The sequence below is a fragment of the Pseudomonas putida genome (assembly GCF_028682455.1).
Classification (GTDB): domain Bacteria; phylum Pseudomonadota; class Gammaproteobacteria; order Pseudomonadales; family Pseudomonadaceae; genus Aquipseudomonas; species Aquipseudomonas putida_AA.
Genome location: NZ_JANHLD010000004.1, coordinates 197,435 through 215,751, shown reverse-complemented (window position 1 = coordinate 215,751; position 18,317 = coordinate 197,435). Strand labels below are relative to the sequence as shown.

Genomic DNA, 18,317 nt, shown 5'->3' with positions numbered 1-18,317 from the left:
GAGGGGGATCAGCGGGCCGCTGCACCTTGCAGCAGGCTTTGCTGTTTTTCCTTGTGTTTTTTCAGTTGGCGGTCGAGCTTGTCGGTCAAGGCATCGATCGCTGCATACATGTCTGTGTGTTCGGCATTTGCAACAACTTCGCCGCCGGGAATAAACAGCGTTGCTTCAATTTTCTGCTGCAGCTTCTCGACCTTCATGATTACCGTCACATTGGTAATCTTGTCGAAGTGCCCCTCCAGTCGCTTCAGTTTCTGTTCTACATACTCACGCAGGGGCTGAGTGACTTCTACATGCTGTCCACTGATATTGACTTGCATACAGCTTCTCCTTTGTTGCCGGTGCATAAGAGGCAGGTGTTGCGCCTGCCACTGAACTGCGATGGCACACCTCAGGGGCCGTTACATCAATCGCTTGCGCTCGCTCGACGGTGCAATGCCGAGGGACTCGCGGTACTTGGCGACGGTGCGACGGGCTACCTGGATGCCTTGTGCCTCCAGTAAACCAGCGATCTTGCTGTCACTCAATGGCTTTTTCTGATTTTCAGCGGCAACCAGTTTTTTGATGATCGCGCGGATCGCCGTGGACGAGCATTCACCGCCTTCGGAGGTGCTCACGTGGCTGGAGAAAAAGTACTTCAGCTCGTAGATGCCCCGTGGCGTATGCATGTATTTCTGGGTGGTTACCCGGGAAATCGTCGACTCGTGCATGCCCACCGCTTCGGCGATGTCGTGCAGCACCAGCGGCTTCATCGCTTCGTCGCCGTGGTCGAGGAAGCCACGCTGATGCTCGACGATCTGGGTGGCAACTTTCATCAGGGTTTCGTTGCGGCTCTGCAGGCTCTTGATGAACCAGCGGGCCTCCTGCAACTGATTGCGCATGAAGGTGTTGTCGGCACTGGTGTCGGCGCGACGGACGAAACCGGCGTATTGCGGATTGACGCGCAGGCGCGGCACGGCTTCCTGGTTGAGTTCGACCAGCCAGCGTTCGTTGTCCTTGCGTACGATCACGTCCGGAACGACGTACTCCGGCTCGCTGGACTCGATCTGCGAGCCAGGGCGCGGGTTGAGGCTCTGGACCAGTTCGATCACCTGGCGCAGCTCATCTTCCTTGAGTTTCATGCGGCGCATCAGTTGGCTGTAGTCGCGGCTGCCGAGCAAGTCGATGTAGTCACTGACCAGGCGCTGGGCCTCGCTCATCCACGGCGTGGCGGCAGGCAACTGGCGTAATTGCAGCAGCAGGCATTCGCTCAGGTTGCGTGCGCCGATGCCGGCAGGTTCGAATTGCTGGATGCGATGCAGTACGGCCTCGACTTCATCGAGCTCGATATCCAGCTCGGGGTCGAAGGATTCGCAGACTTCTTCAAGTGTCTCGTCCAGGTAGCCCTGGTTGTTGATGCAGTCGATCAACGTGACGGCGATCAGTCGGTCGGTGTCGGACATCGGCGCCAGGTTCAACTGCCAAAGCAGGTGGCTCTGCAGGCTTTCACCGGCCGAGGTGCGGGTGGTGAAGTCCCACTCGTCATCGTCATTGCTGGGCAGGCTGCTGGCGCTGGTCTGGTAGATATCTTCCCAGGCAGTGTCGACCGGCAGTTCGTTGGGAATGCGCTCGCTCCACTCGCCTTCTTCCAGGTTGTCCACGGTTTGCGTGGTTTCCTGGAAGCTGGTGTCCTGGGTTTCGACGACAGGCTTGCTCTCGGCGTTGTCGGCCATCGGGTCGCTGTTGTCGAAATCGTCGCCTTCTTCCTGGCGTTCGAGCATCGGGTTCGATTCCAGCGCTTCCTGGATCTCCTGCTGGAGATCGAGGGTAGAAAGCTGGAGCAGACGGATGGCCTGTTGCAACTGCGGGGTCATCGTCAGTTGCTGGCCCATTCTTAGGACGAGCGATGGTTTCATGGCAGGGGCTTAACACCTTATTTGCCGGCGCACATGCGCCATCCACTACAAGGGCACCGAAGCGCCAACTTTAAGCAAATTATATGCCTGAAGTTGGAGCGTTTGCCTAGGGTGCGGTAACAAATATGCCGCATTTCACCGGATCAGCGGCCCGTGGCAAACGCTGTGCTGCTTCGAACTTACAAGCGGAACTCGTGGCCCAGGTAGACCTCTTTAACCAGATCGTTGGCCAGGATGGTCTCTGCATCACCTTCGGCAATCAGTTGGCCATCGTTGACGATATAGGCGGTTTCGCAGATATCCAGGGTTTCACGAACGTTGTGGTCGGTGATCAGCACGCCAATGCCCTTGGCCTTGAGGTGATGGATGATCTGCTTGATGTCGCCGACCGAAATCGGGTCGACGCCGGCAAAGGGTTCGTCGAGCAGGATGAATTTCGGGGCCGTGGCCAGCGCCCGGGCGATTTCCACACGGCGCCGCTCGCCCCCGGAAAGGCTCATGCCGAGGTTGTCGCGGATGTGGCTGATGTGGAACTCCTGCAGCAGGCTTTCCAGCTCCTTGCGGCGCCCGGCGGCATCGAGCTCCTTGCGGGTTTCGAGGATCGCCATGATGTTGTCGGCAACCGACAGCTTGCGAAAGATCGACGCTTCCTGCGGCAGGTAGCCGATGCCGGCACGGGCGCGCCCGTGCATCGGTTGATGGCTGACATCCAGGTCGTCGATCAGGACGCGCCCCTGGTCGGCCTGGACCAGGCCGACGATCATGTAGAAGCAGGTGGTCTTGCCGGCGCCGTTGGGGCCGAGCAGGCCGACGATCTGGCCGCTGTCGATGGACAGACTGACGTCACGTACCACTTGCCGGCTTTTGTAGCTCTTGGCCAGGTGCTGGGCTTTGAGGGTTGCCATTTACTCGGCCTTCTTCTTCGGCTGGATCACCATGTCGATACGTTGGCGCGGCGTGGTCACATTGCTGCCACGGCCGGCGGTCGCTACCTGGGACTTGGTGTTGTAGACGATCTTTTCGCCTTCGGTGGTGTTGCCTTCGTTTTCCACCTTGGCGCGATCGGTCAGGACCACTAGTTCTTTTTGCGACTGGTACTGGATAGTGACGGCCCAGCCTTTCATCTTGTCCGGTTTGTCGGCGCTCTGTTGCTGTTCGAAGTAGGCGAGGTTGCCCACCGAGGTCACGACGTCGATGTCGCCGGAGTCGGCGCGGGTGATGGTCACGGTGTTGCCTTTGATCATCATCGAGCCTTGGGTGATGATGACGTCTCCGGTATAGGTGGCGACGCCTTTCTTGTCGTCCAGGTGCGCGTTGTCGGCCTGGATGCGAATTGGCTGGTCACGGTCGGTCGGCAGGGCCCAGGCGCTCGCGCTTCCCAGTGCTGCGCTCAGGCTGAGCAAAAAGGGGAGGGTTTTAACGAGCCTCATACTGTCCTCTTACGTTGGACAGCAGGTCCATCCTGCCGTCTTTCAAATACGCTTTCATTCCGTTACCCGTAGTTACGCCACCGGCGCCGTCGATTCTAACGGCTTGCTCGGTTTGCGCATATTGCTTCTGCGGGAACACAGTCATGCGCGTGGTGGTGATAATGGTCGTGCGATTCTTTTCATCGGTGCGGGCCACCCGCACCGAGTCGATCAGTTCTACTTCGCTGCCGTCCGGGTTCACTTCGCCTTTTTCGCTCTGAACGTGCCAGGGGAACGTGGTTCCGCGGTACATCTGCAGGTCCGGCTTGGTCAGCAAGGTCACTTCACTGGCCTTGAGGTGTTCGACCTTGTCGGCAGTCATTTCATACTGCAGCTTGCCGTCCGGCAGGAACTGTACGCTGTGGGCGTTGGTGGCGTAGTAGTCGATGGCGTTCTCATCGACACTGGCGACCGGTTTGTCGAGAAAGCTCTCGGGGCCGATGTTCCAGTAGCCGACTGCCACCAGCAACGCGGCAATCACACTGAACAGCGCAATGGTGCGGATTTTTTTACTGAACATTTGTCGCTCTACAGGTAATGGGCGTTGGCGGCATCAAGGTTGCCCTGGGCTTGGAGGATCAGCTCGCAGAATTCGCGGGCAGCGCCTTCGCCGCCTCGGGCAATAGTGACGCCGTGGGCGTGTTCGCGAACGAACGCTGCGGCGTTGGCTACTGCCATGCCCAGGCCGACTCGACGGATCACCGGCAGGTCGGGCAGGTCGTCACCCAGATAGGCCACTTGCTCATAGCTTAGGTTGAGCTGGCCGAGAAGCTTGTCCAGAACCACCAATTTATCTTCGCGTCCCTGGAACAGGTGGGGGATGCCGAGGTTCTTGGCGCGTCGCTCGACTACCGGGGTCTTGCGTCCGCTGATGATCGCCGTGGTCACGCCAGAAGCCATGAGCATCTTGATGCCCTGGCCATCGAGGGTGTTGAAGGTCTTGAATTCGCTGCCGTCCTCGAGGAAATACAGGCGGCCATCGGTCAGTACGCCGTCAACGTCGAAGACAGCCAGCTTGATGGCCTTGCCGCGGTGCATCAGGTTGTCAGTCATTTACATCACTCCGGCGCGCAGCAGGTCATGCATGTTGAGTGCGCCAACCGGGCGTTCATCGTTGTCGATCACCACCAGGGCGTTGATCTTGTGGTCTTCCATGATCTTCAGGGCCTCGGCGGCGAGCATTTCTGCGCGTGCGGTCTTGCCGTGGAGGGTCATGACCTCGTCGATCAGGGTCTTGTGTACGTCGATGTTGCGGTCGAGGCTGCGGCGCAGGTCGCCGTCGGTGAAGATTCCAGCCAGCCGTCCGTCGGCTTCAACGACGGCGGTCATACCCAAACCTTTGCGAGACATTTCGAGCAGCGCGTCCTTGAGCAGGATGCCGCGCTGTACCTTGGGCAGTTCATCACCCGCGTGCATCACGTTCTCGACCTTGAGCAACAGGCGGCGGCCCAGGGCGCCGCCGGGGTGCGAGAACGCGAAGTCTTCGGCGGTGAATCCACGGGCCTCGAGCAGGGCGATTGCCAGTGCGTCACCAAGCACCAGCGCCGCGGTGGTCGAGGAGGTGGGCGCCAGGTTCAGCGGGCAGGCTTCCTGCTCGACACGGGCGTCCAGATTCACTTCGGCGGCCTTGGCCAGCGCGGAGTCGGGGTTGCCAGTCATGCTGATCAACTGGATACCCAGGCGCTTGATCAGCGGCAGCAGGGTGACGATCTCGGCGGTGGAACCGGAGTTGGACAAGGCCAGGATCACATCGTCGCGGGTAATCATGCCCATGTCACCATGGCTGGCCTCTGCCGGGTGCACGAAAAACGAGGGCGTGCCGGTGCTGGCCAGGGTCGCGGCGATTTTTCTGCCGATATGGCCGGACTTGCCCATCCCGACCACGACGACCCGCCCTTTGCAGGCCTGGATCAGCTCACAGGCTTTGACGAAATCGGCATCGATGTGGGCCAGCAGGCCCTCTACCGCCTTGACTTCAAGGCGAATGGTGCGCTGCGCGGATTGAATCAGCTCGCTGGATTGGCTCATGGCGGAAAACGATTGCCTGATGAAAGGCGCCGATTATAGCGACAATGCGCAAAACCCTCACCTTGTGATTGTCATACGAACGGGGATCTTGCTTAACCATAGCTGAACGAGCGCTGCGGCGGCCTTGGGGCGCTGCTATCAGCGATGCTATAGTTCGCCGCCTGTTCGGCCCGCTTGGGACGTGCGTGCCTCCATGAAGGAGGCGCGCGTCTGAGTGAGAAGGCTGCATCGCAAGGAGTCTAGATGAGCGTTGATAACGCCTACGCGGTCGAGTTGAAGGGCGTGTCCTTCAAGCGCGGTTCGCGCAGCATCTTCAATAATGTCGATATACGCATTCCGCGGGGCAAGGTCACTGGGATCATGGGGCCTTCGGGATGCGGCAAGACCACATTGCTGCGCCTGATGGGGGCCCAGCTGCGGCCTGCCAGCGGCGAGGTCTGGGTCGGCGGACAGAACCTGCCCACGCTATCGCGTGGCGACCTGTTCGATGCGCGCAAGCAAATGGGCGTGTTGTTCCAGAGCGGTGCATTGTTCACTGACCTCGATGTGTTCGAGAACGTGGCCTTCCCGTTGCGGGTGCACACGCAGTTGTCCGACGAGATGATCCGCGACATCGTGCTGATGAAGCTGCAGGCCGTTGGGCTGCGCGGTGCCATCGAGCTGATGCCGGACGAGCTCTCCGGCGGCATGAAGCGCCGTGTCGCACTGGCCCGGGCCATTGCCCTGGACCCGCAGATCCTCATGTACGACGAGCCCTTCGTGGGGCAGGACCCGATTGCCATGGGGGTGCTGGTGCGCCTGATTCGCCTGCTCAACGATGCCCTGGGTATCACCAGCATCGTTGTGTCGCACGATCTGGCCGAAACCGCCAGCATTGCCGACTACATTTACGTGGTCGGCGACGGCCAGGTCCTGGGCCAGGGTACGCCGGACGAGCTGATGGGCTCCGATAACCCGCGCATTCGCCAGTTCATGAAAGGCGACCCAGATGGCCCCGTGCCCTTTCACTTTCCTGCGCCTGACTACCGCGCCGATCTTCTGGGGAAGCGTTGATGCGCAGAAAATCCTTGCTCGAACGTATTCGTCGATTTGGCCGTTCGGCCATCGACGTGCTGGCCGTGCTCGGCCGTTCCTGCCTGTTCCTGGTACACGCATTGGTGGGGCGCGGCGGAATTGGCGGCGGCTTCCAATTGCTGGTCAAGCAACTCTATTCGGTCGGCGTGCTATCGCTGGCGATCATTGTCGTTTCCGGGGTGTTCATCGGGATGGTGCTGGCCCTGCAGGGCTTCAGCATCCTGGCCAAATACGGCTCGGAGCAGGCGGTAGGGCAAATGGTCGCCCTGACGCTGCTGCGTGAGCTGGGGCCGGTTGTCACCGCGCTGCTGTTCGCCGGTCGAGCTGGTTCGGCACTGACCGCCGAAATCGGCAACATGAAGTCGACCGAACAGCTTTCCAGCCTGGAAATGATCGGCGTCGATCCCCTCAAGTACATCGTTGCCCCGCGCCTGTGGGCCGGTTTCATCTCGCTGCCGTTGCTGGCGCTGATTTTCAGCGTGGTCGGTATCTGGGGTGGTTCCTGGGTGGCGGTTGACTGGCTGGGTGTTTATGACGGCTCGTTCTGGGCCAACATGCAAAACAGCGTGTCGTTCACCGATGATGTACTCAACGGTGTGATCAAAAGCCTGGTTTTTGCCTTTGTCGTCACCTGGATTGCCGTATTCCAGGGCTATGACTGCGAGCCCACCTCAGAGGGGATCAGTCGTGCCACTACCAAGACCGTGGTCTATGCCTCATTGGCAGTCCTGGGTCTGGACTTTATTCTGACCGCCTTGATGTTTGGAGATTTCTGATGCAAAACCGCACCCTGGAAATCGGTGTTGGCCTGTTCCTCCTGGCCGGGATCCTGGCGCTGCTGTTGTTGGCATTGCGCGTCAGTGGCCTGTCCGCCAGTCCGAGCAGCGACACCTATAAAGTTTACGCGTACTTCGACAATATCGCCGGTTTGACTGTCAGAGCTAAAGTGACCATGGCCGGTGTAACCATCGGCAAGGTCACGGCCATTGATCTGGACCGTGATACCTATACCGGTCGGGTGACGTTGCAGCTGGAAAAACGCGTAGACAACCTGCCTACCGATTCCACTGCCTCCATCCTCACCGCTGGGTTGCTCGGCGAGAAGTACATCGGTATCAGCGTGGGCGGAGATGACGCGGTGCTCAAGGATGGTGCAATCATTCATGACACCCAGTCGGCGCTGGTACTGGAAGATCTGATTGGCAAGTTCCTGCTCAATACCGTTGGCAAAGAAGCTAAATAAGGAGTTTCCATGATCTCTATCCTGCGACGCGGCTTGCTGGTCTTGCTGGCGGCGCTGCCATTGATGGCGGTGGCCGCGCAGTCGCCCAAAGAAGTGATACAGGGTACGACTACCCAATTGCTGGCTGACCTGAAAGCCAACAAGGAGCAATACAAGTCCAATCCAAGCGCGTTCTACGATGCGCTCAACGCCAACCTGGGGCCTGTGGTCGATGCCGACGGCATCTCTCGCAGCATCATGACGGTCAAGTATTCGCGCAAAGCGACCCCGGAGCAGATGCAGCGTTTCCAGGAGAACTTCAAGCGCAGTCTCATGCAGTTCTATGGCAATGCCTTGCTGGAGTACAACAACCAGGGCATTACCGTTGGGGCGGAAAAAATGGACGGCAACGACCGCGCCAGCGTCGACATGACCGTCAAGGGCAACAACGGTGCCATTTACCCGGTTTCCTACACGCTGACCAAGCTCGACGGCGAGTGGAAAGTGCGTAACGTGATCGTCAACGGCATCAACATTGGCAAGCTGTTCCGTGATCAGTTCGCCGATGCCATGCAGCGCAATGGCAATAACCTGGACAAGACCATCGACGGCTGGGCCGGAGAAGTGGCCAAGGCCAAGGAAACTGCCGAGCAAGAAACCGAGAAGCAAGCGCAATGACTGATAGCACCATTACCCTGAGCGAGGACGGTGTGCTGGGCCTTGCCGGCGTACTGGACTACCGTACCGGCCCCGCGCTGCGCAAGCAGGGCAAGGCGCTGATCGAGTCCAGCAAAGGTGCGGCGCTGGTGCTCGATTGTTCGAAGGTCGAGAAGTCCAGCAGTGTCGGGCTGTCCCTGTTGCTGGCGTTCATGCGCGATGCCAAGGCGGCCGGCAAGGCCGTCGAGGTGCGTGCCATGCCTCAGGACATGCGCGAAATCGCCGAGGTTTATGACCTCGATGAAGTACTGGCGGGGCAGTGACTGCCCGCTGACGATGGCCCCTCTGTCAGAGTCCTCGATTACGGGGTTCGCAGGCGAGGGGCTTTTTTGTATCATGGCCGACCCGCGCGCACTGGGCGCCGATTGAGGTTGAGCATGCAGGCCGTAGAAGTTAAGAACTTCCTTGAAGAAAAGTTGCCGGGAACCCGGGTCGAAGTTGAAGGCGAAGGCTGCAACTTCCAGTTGAACGTGATCAGCGACGAATTGGCGGCCTTGAGCCCGGTCAAGCGTCAGCAGCAGATCTATGCTCATCTTAATCCGTGGATCACTGATGGCAGCATCCATGCGGTAACCATGAAATTTTTCAGCAGCGCAGCCTGGGCTGAGCGCAACTGAGCCTAAATTGGCGGCGAGACAGAAATGGACAAACTGATTATTACTGGCGGCGTTCGTCTTGATGGCGAAATCCGCATTTCCGGTGCCAAGAACGCGGCGCTGCCGATTCTCTCGGCAACCCTGCTCTGCGATGGCCCGGTGACGGTCGGCAACCTGCCGCACCTGCACGACATCACCACCATGATCGAGTTGTTCGGTCGCATGGGCATCGAGCCTGTGATCGACGAGAAACTCTCGGTGGAAATCGATCCACGCACCATCAAGACCCTGGTCGCACCGTACGAACTGGTGAAAACCATGCGTGCCTCGATCCTGGTACTGGGCCCGATGGTCGCCCGCTTTGGCGAGGCCGAGGTCGCCCTGCCTGGCGGTTGCGCCATTGGTTCGCGTCCGGTAGACCTGCACATCCGTGGCTTGGAAGCCATGGGCGCGAAGATCGAGGTCGAAGGCGGCTACATCAAGGCCAAGGCCCCTGAAGGCGGCCTGCGCGGTGCGCACTTCTTCTTCGATACCGTCAGTGTGACTGGTACCGAGAACATCATGATGGCCGCGGCCCTGGCCAAAGGCCGCAGCGTGCTGCAGAACGCCGCGCGCGAGCCTGAAGTGGTCGACCTGGCCAACTTCCTGATCGCCATGGGCGCCAAGATCCAGGGTGCCGGTACCGACACCATCACCATCGACGGCGTCGAGCGCCTGGGTTCCGCGACCTACCGCGTCATGCCTGACCGTATCGAGACCGGCACCTACCTGGTCGCGGCCGCGGTCACTGGTGGCCGGGTCAAGGTCAAGGACACCGATCCGACCATCCTCGAAGCCGTACTCGAGAAGCTCAAGGAAGCCGGCGCCGAAGTCACCACCGGTGAAGACTGGATTGAGCTCGACATGCACGGCAAGCGGCCAAAAGCCGTCAACCTGCGTACCGCTCCGTACCCGGCATTCCCGACCGACATGCAGGCGCAGTTCATCTCGCTCAATGCCATTGCCGAAGGCACGGGCGCGGTAATCGAGACGATCTTCGAAAACCGTTTCATGCACGTGTACGAAATGCACCGCATGGGCGCGCAGATCCAGGTCGAAGGCAATACCGCCATCGTCACCGGCACCAAGACTCTCAAGGGCGCGCCAGTCATGGCTACCGACCTGCGTGCGTCGGCCAGCCTGGTACTGTCGGCGCTGGTCGCCGAAGGCGATACCCTGATCGATCGCATCTACCACATCGACCGTGGTTACGAGTGCATCGAGGAAAAACTGCAGATGCTGGGCGCCAAGATCCGTCGCGTACCGGGCTAGTCTGTGACCGGCGCAGGGACGCGCCAGCCAATTGCTGCACCGAATTGAACGCGGTCGGGCCCCGAGGTCCGGCCGGCTGTAGCCGCATAAGGACCGACGTTTCCCATGTTGACCATCGCGCTATCCAAGGGTCGGATTCTCGACGATACACTGCCGTTGCTGGCTGAAGCCGGTATCGTACCGACCGAGAACCCGGACAAGAGCCGCAAACTGATCATCCCGACGACCCAGGACGATGTGCGCCTGCTGATCGTACGGGCTACCGATGTGCCGACCTATGTCGAGCATGGCGCCGCCGATCTGGGTGTGGCTGGCAAGGACGTGTTGATGGAGTACGGCGGCCAGGGCCTGTATGAGCCCCTGGACCTGCAGATCGCCCAGTGCAAGCTGATGACTGCCGGTGCCATCGGCGCCGCCGAACCCAAGGGGCGCCTGCGCGTTGCCACCAAGTTCGTCAACGTCGCCAAGCGCTACTACGCCGAGCAGGGTCGTCAGGTCGACATCATCAAGCTCTATGGCTCGATGGAGCTGGCGCCACTGATTGGCCTGGCCGACAAGATCATCGACGTTGTCGACACCGGTAACACCCTGCGTGCCAACGGCCTGGAACCCCAGGAACTGATTGCCACCATCAGCTCCCGGCTGGTGGTCAACAAGGCTTCGATGAAGATGCAGCATGCTCGCATCCAGAGCCTGATCGACACCCTGCGCCAGGCTGTCGAAACGCGACACCGCGGCTGACTTCTGCGCGCGACCTTCGCTGTCGCGCCCGTCTATCCGCGTCATAGCCAATTTTCTCAGGTGCCCGCGCGGATCGACTGGTAGCTTAGGGTGCCTGAGCATTCGCCATTTATTGAGGCCCTCGCTATGACCGCGTCCACTGCAATTGCCCGACTCAATGCCGCCGACCCGGATTTCGCCCGACATCTGGATCATCTGCTGAGCTGGGAAAGCGTGTCTGACGACGCGGTCAACCAGCGAGTGCTGGATATCATCAAGGCCGTGCGCGAGCGCGGTGATGCAGCATTGGTGGAGTTCACCCAGCGTTTCGACGGTGTTGACGCCAAGTCCATCGACGACCTGATCCTGGGGCGCGAGCGCCTGGAACTGGCGTTGACCCGCATCACCCCGGCCCAGCGCGAAGCCCTGGAAAAAGCCGCCGATCGCGTGCGCAGCTACCACGAACGCCAGAAGCAGGACTCCTGGTCCTACACCGAAGCCGATGGCACGGTGCTGGGCCAGAAAGTCACCCCGCTGGACCGTGCTGGCCTGTACGTGCCGGGCGGCAAGGCTTCCTACCCGTCGTCGGTGCTGATGAACGCCATTCCGGCCAAGGTGGCAGGCGTGGGTGAAGTCGTGATGGTGGTGCCAACCCCACGCGGCGAAATCAACGAACTGGTACTTGCCGCAGCGTGCATTGCCGGGGTCGACCGCGTCTTCACCATCGGCGGCGCCCAGGCCGTGGCCGCCCTGGCCTATGGCACCGAGAGCGTGCCGCAGGTCGACAAGGTTGTCGGTCCGGGCAATATCTACGTCGCCACCGCCAAGCGTCACGTGTTTGGCCAGGTCGGTATCGACATGATTGCCGGCCCTTCGGAAATCCTCGTGGTGTGCGACGGCCAGACCGACCCGGACTGGATCGCCATGGACCTGTTCTCCCAGGCCGAACACGACGAAGATGCCCAGGCGATCCTGGTCAGCCCGGATGCCGCGTTCCTCGACAAGGTTGCCGCCAGCATCGACAAGCTGCTGCCGACCATGGAGCGTGCCGAAATCATCAAGACCTCGATCAACGGCCGTGGTGCGCTGATCCAGGTGCGTGACATGCAGCAGGCAATGGAGGTGGCCAACCGTATCGCGCCAGAACACCTGGAGCTGTCAGTGGCTGACCCGCAAGCCTGGCTGCCGCAAATCCGCCACGCCGGCGCGATCTTCATGGGCCGCCACACCAGCGAAGCCCTGGGCGACTACTGCGCAGGTCCGAACCACGTGCTGCCAACTTCCGGTACCGCGCGCTTTTCCTCGCCACTGGGGGTCTATGACTTCCAGAAGCGCTCCTCGATTATCTTCTGCTCCGAGCAGGGGGCTTCCGAACTGGGGCGCACCGCTTCGGTCCTGGCCCGTGGCGAATCGCTGACCGCCCACGCCCGCAGCGCCGAATACCGCATCCTTGCCGACAAGAAGGGGAACTGAGCATGAGTAAATTCTGGAGCCCCTTCGTCAAGGAGCTGGTGCCTTACGTGCCGGGCGAGCAGCCCAAGCTGGCCAAACTGGTCAAGCTCAACACCAACGAGAATCCCTATGGCCCTTCGCCCAAGGCGCTGGAGGCCATGCGCGGCGAGCTGAACGACAACCTGCGCCTGTATCCCGACCCGAACAGCGACCTGCTCAAGCAGGCTGTGGCGGATTACTACGGGGTCAAGGGTAACCAGGTGTTCCTCGGTAATGGTTCGGACGAGGTGCTGGCGCACATTTTCCACGGCCTGTTCCAGCACGGTGCGCCGCTGCTGTTCCCGGACATCAGCTACAGCTTTTATCCGGTGTACTGCGGCCTGTATGGCATCCCGTTCGAGCAGGTAGCGCTGGACGAGCAGTTCCAGATTCGCGTCGAGGATTATGCCAAACCCAATGGCGGCATCATTTTCCCCAATCCCAACGCACCGACGGGCTGCCTGTTGGCGTTGGATGCCATCGAGCAACTGCTCAAGACCAGCCCGGAATCGGTCGTGGTGGTCGATGAGGCCTATATCGACTTCGGTGGTCAGACTGCCATTAGCCTGGTCGATCGCTACGACAACCTGCTGGTTACCCAGACCTTGTCCAAGTCGCGCTCGCTGGCAGGGCTGCGGGTAGGCCTGGCGGTAGGGCACCCGGACCTGATCGAGGCGCTGGAGCGGATCAAGAACAGCTTCAACTCCTACCCACTCGATCGCATGGCAATTGTCGGCGCAGCAGCAGCCTTCCAGGATCGCGCCTACTTTGAAGACACCTGCCGCAAGGTGATCGACAGCCGTGAGGCGTTGGTAGGCGAGCTCGCCGCACGAGGCTTTGAAGTATTGCCATCGGCGGCCAACTTCATCTTCGCGCGTCACCCGCAACACGATGCGGGTGAGCTGGCGGCGAAGTTGCGTGAACAAGGGGTGATAGTGCGGCACTTCAAGCAGGCGCGCATTGCCCAGTTCCTGCGTATCACCATTGGTACGCCGGAGCAGAATCAGGCGTTGCTCGATGCGTTGAACTGACCGATCGCGGGGCAAGCCCGCTCCTGCCGGTAGGAGCGGGTTTGCCCCGCGATTGCTTTTCGAATTAATTCATCCGATGATTGGATGTCATGACATTACTCACCAAACGATCCCTGGTCGAACAAGCCGTCGACCAACTACGCGAACGCATCGCCAATGGCGCCTGGGTCGTAGGCCAACGCCTGCCCACTGAACCTGAGCTGGCCACAGAGCTGGGCATCAGCCGCAACACCGTGCGCGAAGCCATGCGGGTGCTGGCGTTCAGCGGCCTGGTCGAGGTCCGTCAAGGTGACGGAAGCTACCTGCGAACAGCGGTCGATCCACTGCAGGCGTTGCAAGCATTGTCACGCTGTGACCTGGCGCAGGCCCGTGAAGCCCGGCATATCCTCGAAGCCGAGGCCATCGGCCTTGCAGCCTTGCGCCGTACGGACGAAGACCTCAAAGGCCTGCGTGAAGCCCTCGCCCATAGCAGTGCGCACTATCACGACGATCTGGGGCGCTACATCAGCTGCGACCTGGTGTTCCACCAGCGCATGGTCGATGCCGCGCACAACCCGGCGCTCAGTGAGCTGTACCGCTACTTCTCCGGCGTCGTGGCGGCCACCTTGCACCACAACCTTTCCCATGCGCCGCGCTGCCAGTCGGTCTTCGACCTGCATGGGCAGATCCTCGACGCTATCGAACAACGCGATTCGGACAAGGCAAAGGCCCTGAGCCGGACCCTGATCAACGAATCCTGACCTTGCGAGACTGCCATGGCCCATGACACTACCCGAAATGCCCCGCCGGCCCAGGGGCCGGAGCTTGAAGAGTTGCTGATCGACGCCGAGGCCGACGACGAGCAGGTCCAGCGCCAGCCCGTGCTGCTCAAGCGGCCCTGGCTGTTGCTGCTTGGCCTGGTGCTGGTGGCGCTGAACCTGCGCCCGGCGCTGTCCAGCATGGCGCCGCTGCTTAACCAGGTGTCCGAGAGCCTTGGCCTGACCGCGTCGGCGGCCGGCCTGCTGACCACCTTGCCGGTGCTTTGCCTGGGGCTGTTCGCGCCTTTGGCGCCGATACTGGCGCGTCGCTTTGGCAGCGAACGGGTGATCCTCGGCATTCTCATGGTCCTGGCTGCCGGCATTGCCGTGCGCAGCGCCTTCGGCAGCACCGGCGTGTTCGTCGGCAGCATCATGGCAGGGGCCAGCATCGGCGTGATCGGCGTATTGTTGCCAGGCATCGTCAAGCGCGACTTCCCCAAACATGCCGGCACCCTGACCGGGGTCTACACCATGGCCTTGTGCCTGGGGGCTGCCCTTGCCGCTGGCGCGACGGTGCCTCTGAGCCAGCACCTGGGTGACAGCTGGGCCCTTGGATTGGGCTTCTGGTTGATTCCGGCGCTTCTGGCCGCCTTGATCTGGTTGCCCCAGGCACGTGAAGGTCATGGCGCGCATCACGTGGCCTATCGGGTGCGTGGCCTGCTGCGCGACCCTTTGGCCTGGCAAGTGACGCTGTACATGGGGCTGCAGTCGTCGCTGGCCTACATCGTCTTCGGCTGGTTGCCGTCGATCCTGATCGGCCGAGGCTTGACCCCGACCCAGGCGGGCCTGGTGTTGTCCGGCTCTGTCATCGTGCAGTTGATCAGCTCGCTGGCCGCACCCTGGCTGGCAACCCGTGGCAAGGATCAGCGCATCGCCATCGTCGGCGTCATGGTGATGGTACTGGCGGGTCTGTTTGGTTGCCTGTATGCGCCGCTCGAGGGCCTGTGGGGCTGGGCAATCGTACTTGGGCTGGGCCAGGGCGGCAGCTTCGCCCTGGCCTTGACCTTGATCGTGCTGCGCTCCAAGGACGCCCATGTCGCCGCCAACCTGTCGAGCATGGCCCAGGGAGTGGGTTATACCCTGGCTTCGATGGGGCCTTTCGCGGTCGGCCTGGTTCATGACCTGACCGGCGGCTGGAACGCCATCGGCTGGATTTTCGCCGTGGTTGGGATCGGTGCCATTGCTTTCGGCCTGAAGGCCGGGCGCAGCCTGCACGTGCAGGTGGTCAGCGAGCGCGTCTGACCGGCAAGGTGCTATTGTTCGGGTCTGTTCCCTCGGTAATGGACCCGCCTCATGAGCGACGCCAACAGCGCCCTGATCACCCGTTTCTACCAGGCCTTCCAGCGCCTCGACGCGGAGGCCATGGTGGCTTGCTACAGTGACGACATCGTCTTCAGTGATCCGGCCTTCGGCACCTTGCGTGGCAAGGATGCCGGCGACATGTGGCGCATGCTGACCCAGCGTGCCCAGGACTTCTCCCTGACTTTCGACAGGGTGCAGGCCGACGAGCGAACCGGTAGCGCCCATTGGGTGGCCACCTACCTGTTCAGCCAGACCGATCGCGTGGTGGTCAATGACATCCAGGCGCGCTTTGTGTTTCGCCAAGGCAAGATCTGCGAACACCATGACAGCTTTGACCTGTGGCGCTGGTCGCGACAGGCACTGGGCTTCAAAGGGCTGTTGCTGGGCTGGACGCCGCTGGTGCACGGCAAGGTCCGCCAGCAGGCATTGAAAGGTTTGCGCGCGTTCCAGGCCGGCCGCTGAACGGGTAAGCTGTCGGCTTTCGTTCAATAGCCAGCACCGTGACCCCAGCCTCTGCCGACACACCTGCCAAACCCTGGTACCTCTATCTGGTCCGGGCCGCCAATGGCTCGCTTTACTGTGGTATCAGCGATGATCCGCAGCGACGTTTCATCGCCCATCAAAAGGGGCAGGGTGCGCGCTATTTCAGTACCAGCCCGGCCGTGGCGCTGGTGTACATCGAGGCATGGCCGAGCAAGGCCGAGGCCTTGCGCCAGGAACGGTTGGTGAAGAGGTTGCGCAAAGGCGCCAAGGAGGCCCTGGTGGCCTCCTATGTGGCGATCAGTCCTTGCGACGCTTGAGCTGATCGGTCAGCTGCGTCGGCAAGCCCTTGATGATCAGCGTCCCGGCCTCTTCGTCGTATTCGATCTTGGAGCCCAACAGGTGCGCTTCGAAGCTGATCGACAGCCCCTCGGCACGCCCGGTGAAACGGCGGAACTGATTGAGGGTGCGTTTGTCGGCCGGGATTTCCGGCGACAGGCCGTAGTCCTTGTTGCGGATATGCTCGTAGAAGGCCCGTGGGCGGTCTTCATCGATCAGCCCCGAGAGCTCTTCAAGGGTCACCGGCTCACCGGCCTTGGTCTGGCTGGTGGCGTAATCGACCAGGGTCTGGGTTTTCTCGCGGGCGGCTTCTTCGGGCAGGTCTTCGCTTTCGACGAAGTCACTGAAGGCCTTGAGCAGCGTGCGGGTTTCGCCCGGGCCGTCGACGCCTTCCTGGCAGCCGATGAAGTCACGGAAGTACTCCGAGACCTTCTTGCCGTTCTTGCCCTTGATGAACGAGATGTACTGCTTGGAGGCCTTGTTGTTCTGCCATTCGGACAGGTTGATTCGCGCTGCCAGGTGCAATTGGCCCAGGTCCAGATGACGGGATGGCGTGACGTCCAGCTCGGCGTTTACTGCCACCCCTTCGCTGTGGTGCAGCAGGGCGATGGCCAGGTACTCGGTCATGCCTTGCTGATAGTGGGCGAACAGGACATGGCCGCCGACTGACAGGTTGGATTCTTCCATCAGTTTTTGCAGGTGCTCGACGGCGACCCGGCTGAAGGCGGTAAAGGTGCTGCCTGCGTCCAGGTACTCCTTGAGCCAGCCGCTGAACGGGTGAGCGCCCGACTCTGCGTGGAAGAAGCCCCAGGCTTTGCCTTGCTTGGCGTTGTAGCTGTCGTTGAGATCGGCCAGGAGGTTTTCGATGGCACTGGACTCGGCCAGTTCCGAGTCGCGTGCGTGCAGCACAGCGGGGCTGCCATCGGGCTTCTTGTCGATCAGGTGGACGATGCAATGACGGATCGGCATGGGATTCTCGGTTGAAAATGGGCGGTGCTGGCCGCGTTGCAAAGTCGCCAAGTGTACCTCAGCCCAAGGGTGATTCAGCGGCCAGTTGTTGGCAGAAATGGCGGTTGTTCGTTTTTTGTTCAATTTTTTGCGTTTTTTCGCGCAAACCCCCGAAAAACCAGCACATTTGCCCTGCCAAAGGCGGATATTTATCTATTCCTGTGGTAGTTTTGCCCGGTCTTGCGCCCCGTGTGTGGCGCATTGCTGGCAGACCGCTCGCGTCACGTCGAACCAAACGCCGTTTTGCGTATCTACATACGCGATTGACGTGGCTGTAACACCGGACCGCCGGCTCCCCCGCAGGTCTGGCTCGATGACCGACGTAGCACTCTGCATACTCACTGAATTTGATAGGGAAGGAACACCACCATGGCATTGACCAAAGACCAACTGATCGCCGACATCGCCGAAGCTATCGACGCGCCGAAAACCACCGCGCGTAACGCTCTGGAGCAACTGGGTCAGATCGTTGCTGATCAACTGGAAAATGGCAGCGAAATCACTCTGCCAGGCATTGGCAAACTGAAAATCACCGAGCGTCCTGCCCGTACCGGCCGCAACCCTTCGACTGGCGCTGCCATCGAAATCGCTGCCAAGAAAGTCGTCAAGTTCGTGCCAGCCAAAGTGCTGACCGACGCTGTAAACAAGTAATTGTAAACAGCTTGAAAAAAACCGCGTCCGGTTTGCCCGGCCGCGGTTAATGAAATGGTCACCCCGACACCCTGCGAGGGCTACGCTTTCGCAGGGTGTTTTATTTCTGGAGACCATCACCATGAGCGATTTGGCACTGGTCGGTATCGATCTCGGCAAACACACCTTTCATCTGCACGGCCAGGATAA

At 60.8% G+C, this 18,317-nt stretch carries 23 protein-coding genes; 15 read left to right on the top strand and 8 right to left on the bottom strand.

Annotation, left to right across the window (positions count from 1 at the left end):
• Positions 1 to 8: 8 nt before the first annotated feature.
• The 7 genes from hpf to NPS58_RS24030 form a co-directional block, all read right to left on the bottom strand.
• Positions 9 to 317, bottom strand: coding sequence for a ribosome hibernation-promoting factor, HPF/YfiA family (gene hpf, locus NPS58_RS24060; RefSeq protein ID WP_028942831.1), 309 nt, complete (start codon positions 315 to 317; stop codon positions 9 to 11).
• A gap of 81 nt (positions 318 to 398) precedes the next feature.
• Positions 399 to 1,892, bottom strand: coding sequence for an RNA polymerase factor sigma-54 (locus NPS58_RS24055; protein ID WP_274117762.1), 1,494 nt, complete (start codon positions 1,890 to 1,892; stop codon positions 399 to 401).
• A gap of 179 nt (positions 1,893 to 2,071) precedes the next feature.
• Entirely contained in the window at positions 2,072 to 2,797 is a 726-nt protein-coding gene (lptB, locus tag NPS58_RS24050; protein ID WP_274117761.1) for an LPS export ABC transporter ATP-binding protein, read from the bottom strand.
• Entirely contained in the window at positions 2,798 to 3,322 is a 525-nt protein-coding gene (lptA, locus tag NPS58_RS24045) for a lipopolysaccharide transport periplasmic protein LptA (RefSeq protein ID WP_105641220.1), read from the bottom strand.
• On the bottom strand, positions 3,309 to 3,881 hold the full coding sequence (lptC, locus tag NPS58_RS24040; RefSeq protein WP_274117760.1) for an LPS export ABC transporter periplasmic protein LptC: 573 nt from the start codon (positions 3,879 to 3,881) through the stop codon (positions 3,309 to 3,311). Before lptC ends, lptA begins: the two co-directional genes overlap by 14 nt.
• 8 nt (positions 3,882 to 3,889) lie before the next feature.
• On the bottom strand, positions 3,890 to 4,414 hold the full coding sequence (locus NPS58_RS24035) for a KdsC family phosphatase (RefSeq protein WP_274117759.1): 525 nt from the start codon (positions 4,412 to 4,414) through the stop codon (positions 3,890 to 3,892).
• Entirely contained in the window at positions 4,415 to 5,389 is a 975-nt protein-coding gene (locus NPS58_RS24030) for a KpsF/GutQ family sugar-phosphate isomerase (RefSeq protein ID WP_274117758.1), read from the bottom strand.
• Positions 5,390 to 5,632: 243 nt separating this feature from the next.
• Between NPS58_RS24030 and NPS58_RS24025 the strand changes: the two genes are divergently transcribed.
• The 14 genes from NPS58_RS24025 (at position 5,633) to NPS58_RS23960 (ending at position 16,450) form a co-directional block, all read left to right on the top strand.
• Positions 5,633 to 6,442 carry an ATP-binding cassette domain-containing protein gene (locus NPS58_RS24025; RefSeq protein WP_274117757.1) on the top strand — a complete coding sequence of 270 codons (810 nt, stop codon included), beginning with the start codon at positions 5,633 to 5,635 and terminating at the stop codon, positions 6,440 to 6,442.
• Positions 6,442 to 7,239, top strand: coding sequence for a lipid asymmetry maintenance ABC transporter permease subunit MlaE (mlaE, locus tag NPS58_RS24020; RefSeq protein WP_028942839.1), 798 nt, complete (start codon positions 6,442 to 6,444; stop codon positions 7,237 to 7,239). The genes NPS58_RS24025 and mlaE overlap by 1 nt, the downstream gene beginning before the upstream one ends.
• Positions 7,239 to 7,706, top strand: coding sequence for an outer membrane lipid asymmetry maintenance protein MlaD (gene mlaD, locus NPS58_RS24015; RefSeq protein ID WP_274117756.1), 468 nt, complete (start codon positions 7,239 to 7,241; stop codon positions 7,704 to 7,706). Before mlaE ends, mlaD begins: the two co-directional genes overlap by 1 nt.
• A gap of 9 nt (positions 7,707 to 7,715) precedes the next feature.
• Positions 7,716 to 8,363 carry an MlaC/ttg2D family ABC transporter substrate-binding protein gene (locus NPS58_RS24010; RefSeq protein WP_274117755.1) on the top strand — a complete coding sequence of 216 codons (648 nt, stop codon included), beginning with the start codon at positions 7,716 to 7,718 and terminating at the stop codon, positions 8,361 to 8,363.
• Positions 8,360 to 8,665: an STAS domain-containing protein gene (locus NPS58_RS24005; protein WP_274117754.1), complete on the top strand. Its 306-nt coding sequence runs from the start codon at positions 8,360 to 8,362 to the stop codon at positions 8,663 to 8,665. The genes NPS58_RS24010 and NPS58_RS24005 overlap by 4 nt, the downstream gene beginning before the upstream one ends.
• A 114-nt stretch (positions 8,666 to 8,779) precedes the next feature.
• Entirely contained in the window at positions 8,780 to 9,019 is a 240-nt protein-coding gene (locus NPS58_RS24000; protein WP_028942843.1) for a BolA family protein, read from the top strand.
• 24 nt (positions 9,020 to 9,043) lie between these two features.
• Positions 9,044 to 10,309: a UDP-N-acetylglucosamine 1-carboxyvinyltransferase gene (gene murA, locus NPS58_RS23995; protein ID WP_274117753.1), complete on the top strand. Its 1,266-nt coding sequence runs from the start codon at positions 9,044 to 9,046 to the stop codon at positions 10,307 to 10,309.
• Positions 10,310 to 10,414: 105 nt separating this feature from the next.
• On the top strand, positions 10,415 to 11,050 hold the full coding sequence (gene hisG, locus NPS58_RS23990) for an ATP phosphoribosyltransferase (protein WP_274117752.1): 636 nt from the start codon (positions 10,415 to 10,417) through the stop codon (positions 11,048 to 11,050).
• Between the two features lie 126 nt (positions 11,051 to 11,176).
• Positions 11,177 to 12,502 (top strand): histidinol dehydrogenase, encoded by a 1,326-nt coding sequence (gene hisD / locus NPS58_RS23985; protein WP_274117751.1) that lies wholly within the window; start codon positions 11,177 to 11,179, stop codon positions 12,500 to 12,502.
• A 2-nt stretch (positions 12,503 to 12,504) separates the two neighbouring features.
• A complete protein-coding gene (gene hisC / locus NPS58_RS23980; RefSeq protein ID WP_274117750.1) occupies positions 12,505 to 13,551 on the top strand; it encodes a histidinol-phosphate transaminase in 1,047 nt (348 codons plus the stop codon).
• Between the two features lie 89 nt (positions 13,552 to 13,640).
• Positions 13,641 to 14,291, top strand: coding sequence for a FadR/GntR family transcriptional regulator (locus NPS58_RS23975; RefSeq protein WP_274117749.1), 651 nt, complete (start codon positions 13,641 to 13,643; stop codon positions 14,289 to 14,291).
• A gap of 15 nt (positions 14,292 to 14,306) precedes the next feature.
• Positions 14,307 to 15,590 (top strand): CynX/NimT family MFS transporter, encoded by a 1,284-nt coding sequence (locus NPS58_RS23970; protein ID WP_274117748.1) that lies wholly within the window; start codon positions 14,307 to 14,309, stop codon positions 15,588 to 15,590.
• A gap of 51 nt (positions 15,591 to 15,641) precedes the next feature.
• Positions 15,642 to 16,112: a nuclear transport factor 2 family protein gene (locus tag NPS58_RS23965; protein WP_274117747.1), complete on the top strand. Its 471-nt coding sequence runs from the start codon at positions 15,642 to 15,644 to the stop codon at positions 16,110 to 16,112.
• Positions 16,113 to 16,138: 26 nt separating this feature from the next.
• Positions 16,139 to 16,450: a GIY-YIG nuclease family protein gene (locus tag NPS58_RS23960; protein ID WP_425313141.1), complete on the top strand. Its 312-nt coding sequence runs from the start codon at positions 16,139 to 16,141 to the stop codon at positions 16,448 to 16,450.
• Here NPS58_RS23960 and yejK read toward each other — a convergent pair.
• Positions 16,431 to 17,438 (bottom strand): nucleoid-associated protein YejK, encoded by a 1,008-nt coding sequence (gene yejK / locus NPS58_RS23955; RefSeq protein WP_274117745.1) that lies wholly within the window; start codon positions 17,436 to 17,438, stop codon positions 16,431 to 16,433. The genes NPS58_RS23960 and yejK overlap by 20 nt on opposite strands.
• A 408-nt stretch (positions 17,439 to 17,846) precedes the next feature.
• Between yejK and NPS58_RS23950 the strand changes: the two genes are divergently transcribed.
• Positions 17,847 to 18,128 (top strand): HU family DNA-binding protein, encoded by a 282-nt coding sequence (locus tag NPS58_RS23950; RefSeq protein ID WP_009398256.1) that lies wholly within the window; start codon positions 17,847 to 17,849, stop codon positions 18,126 to 18,128.
• Positions 18,129 to 18,317: the final 189 nt, after the last annotated feature.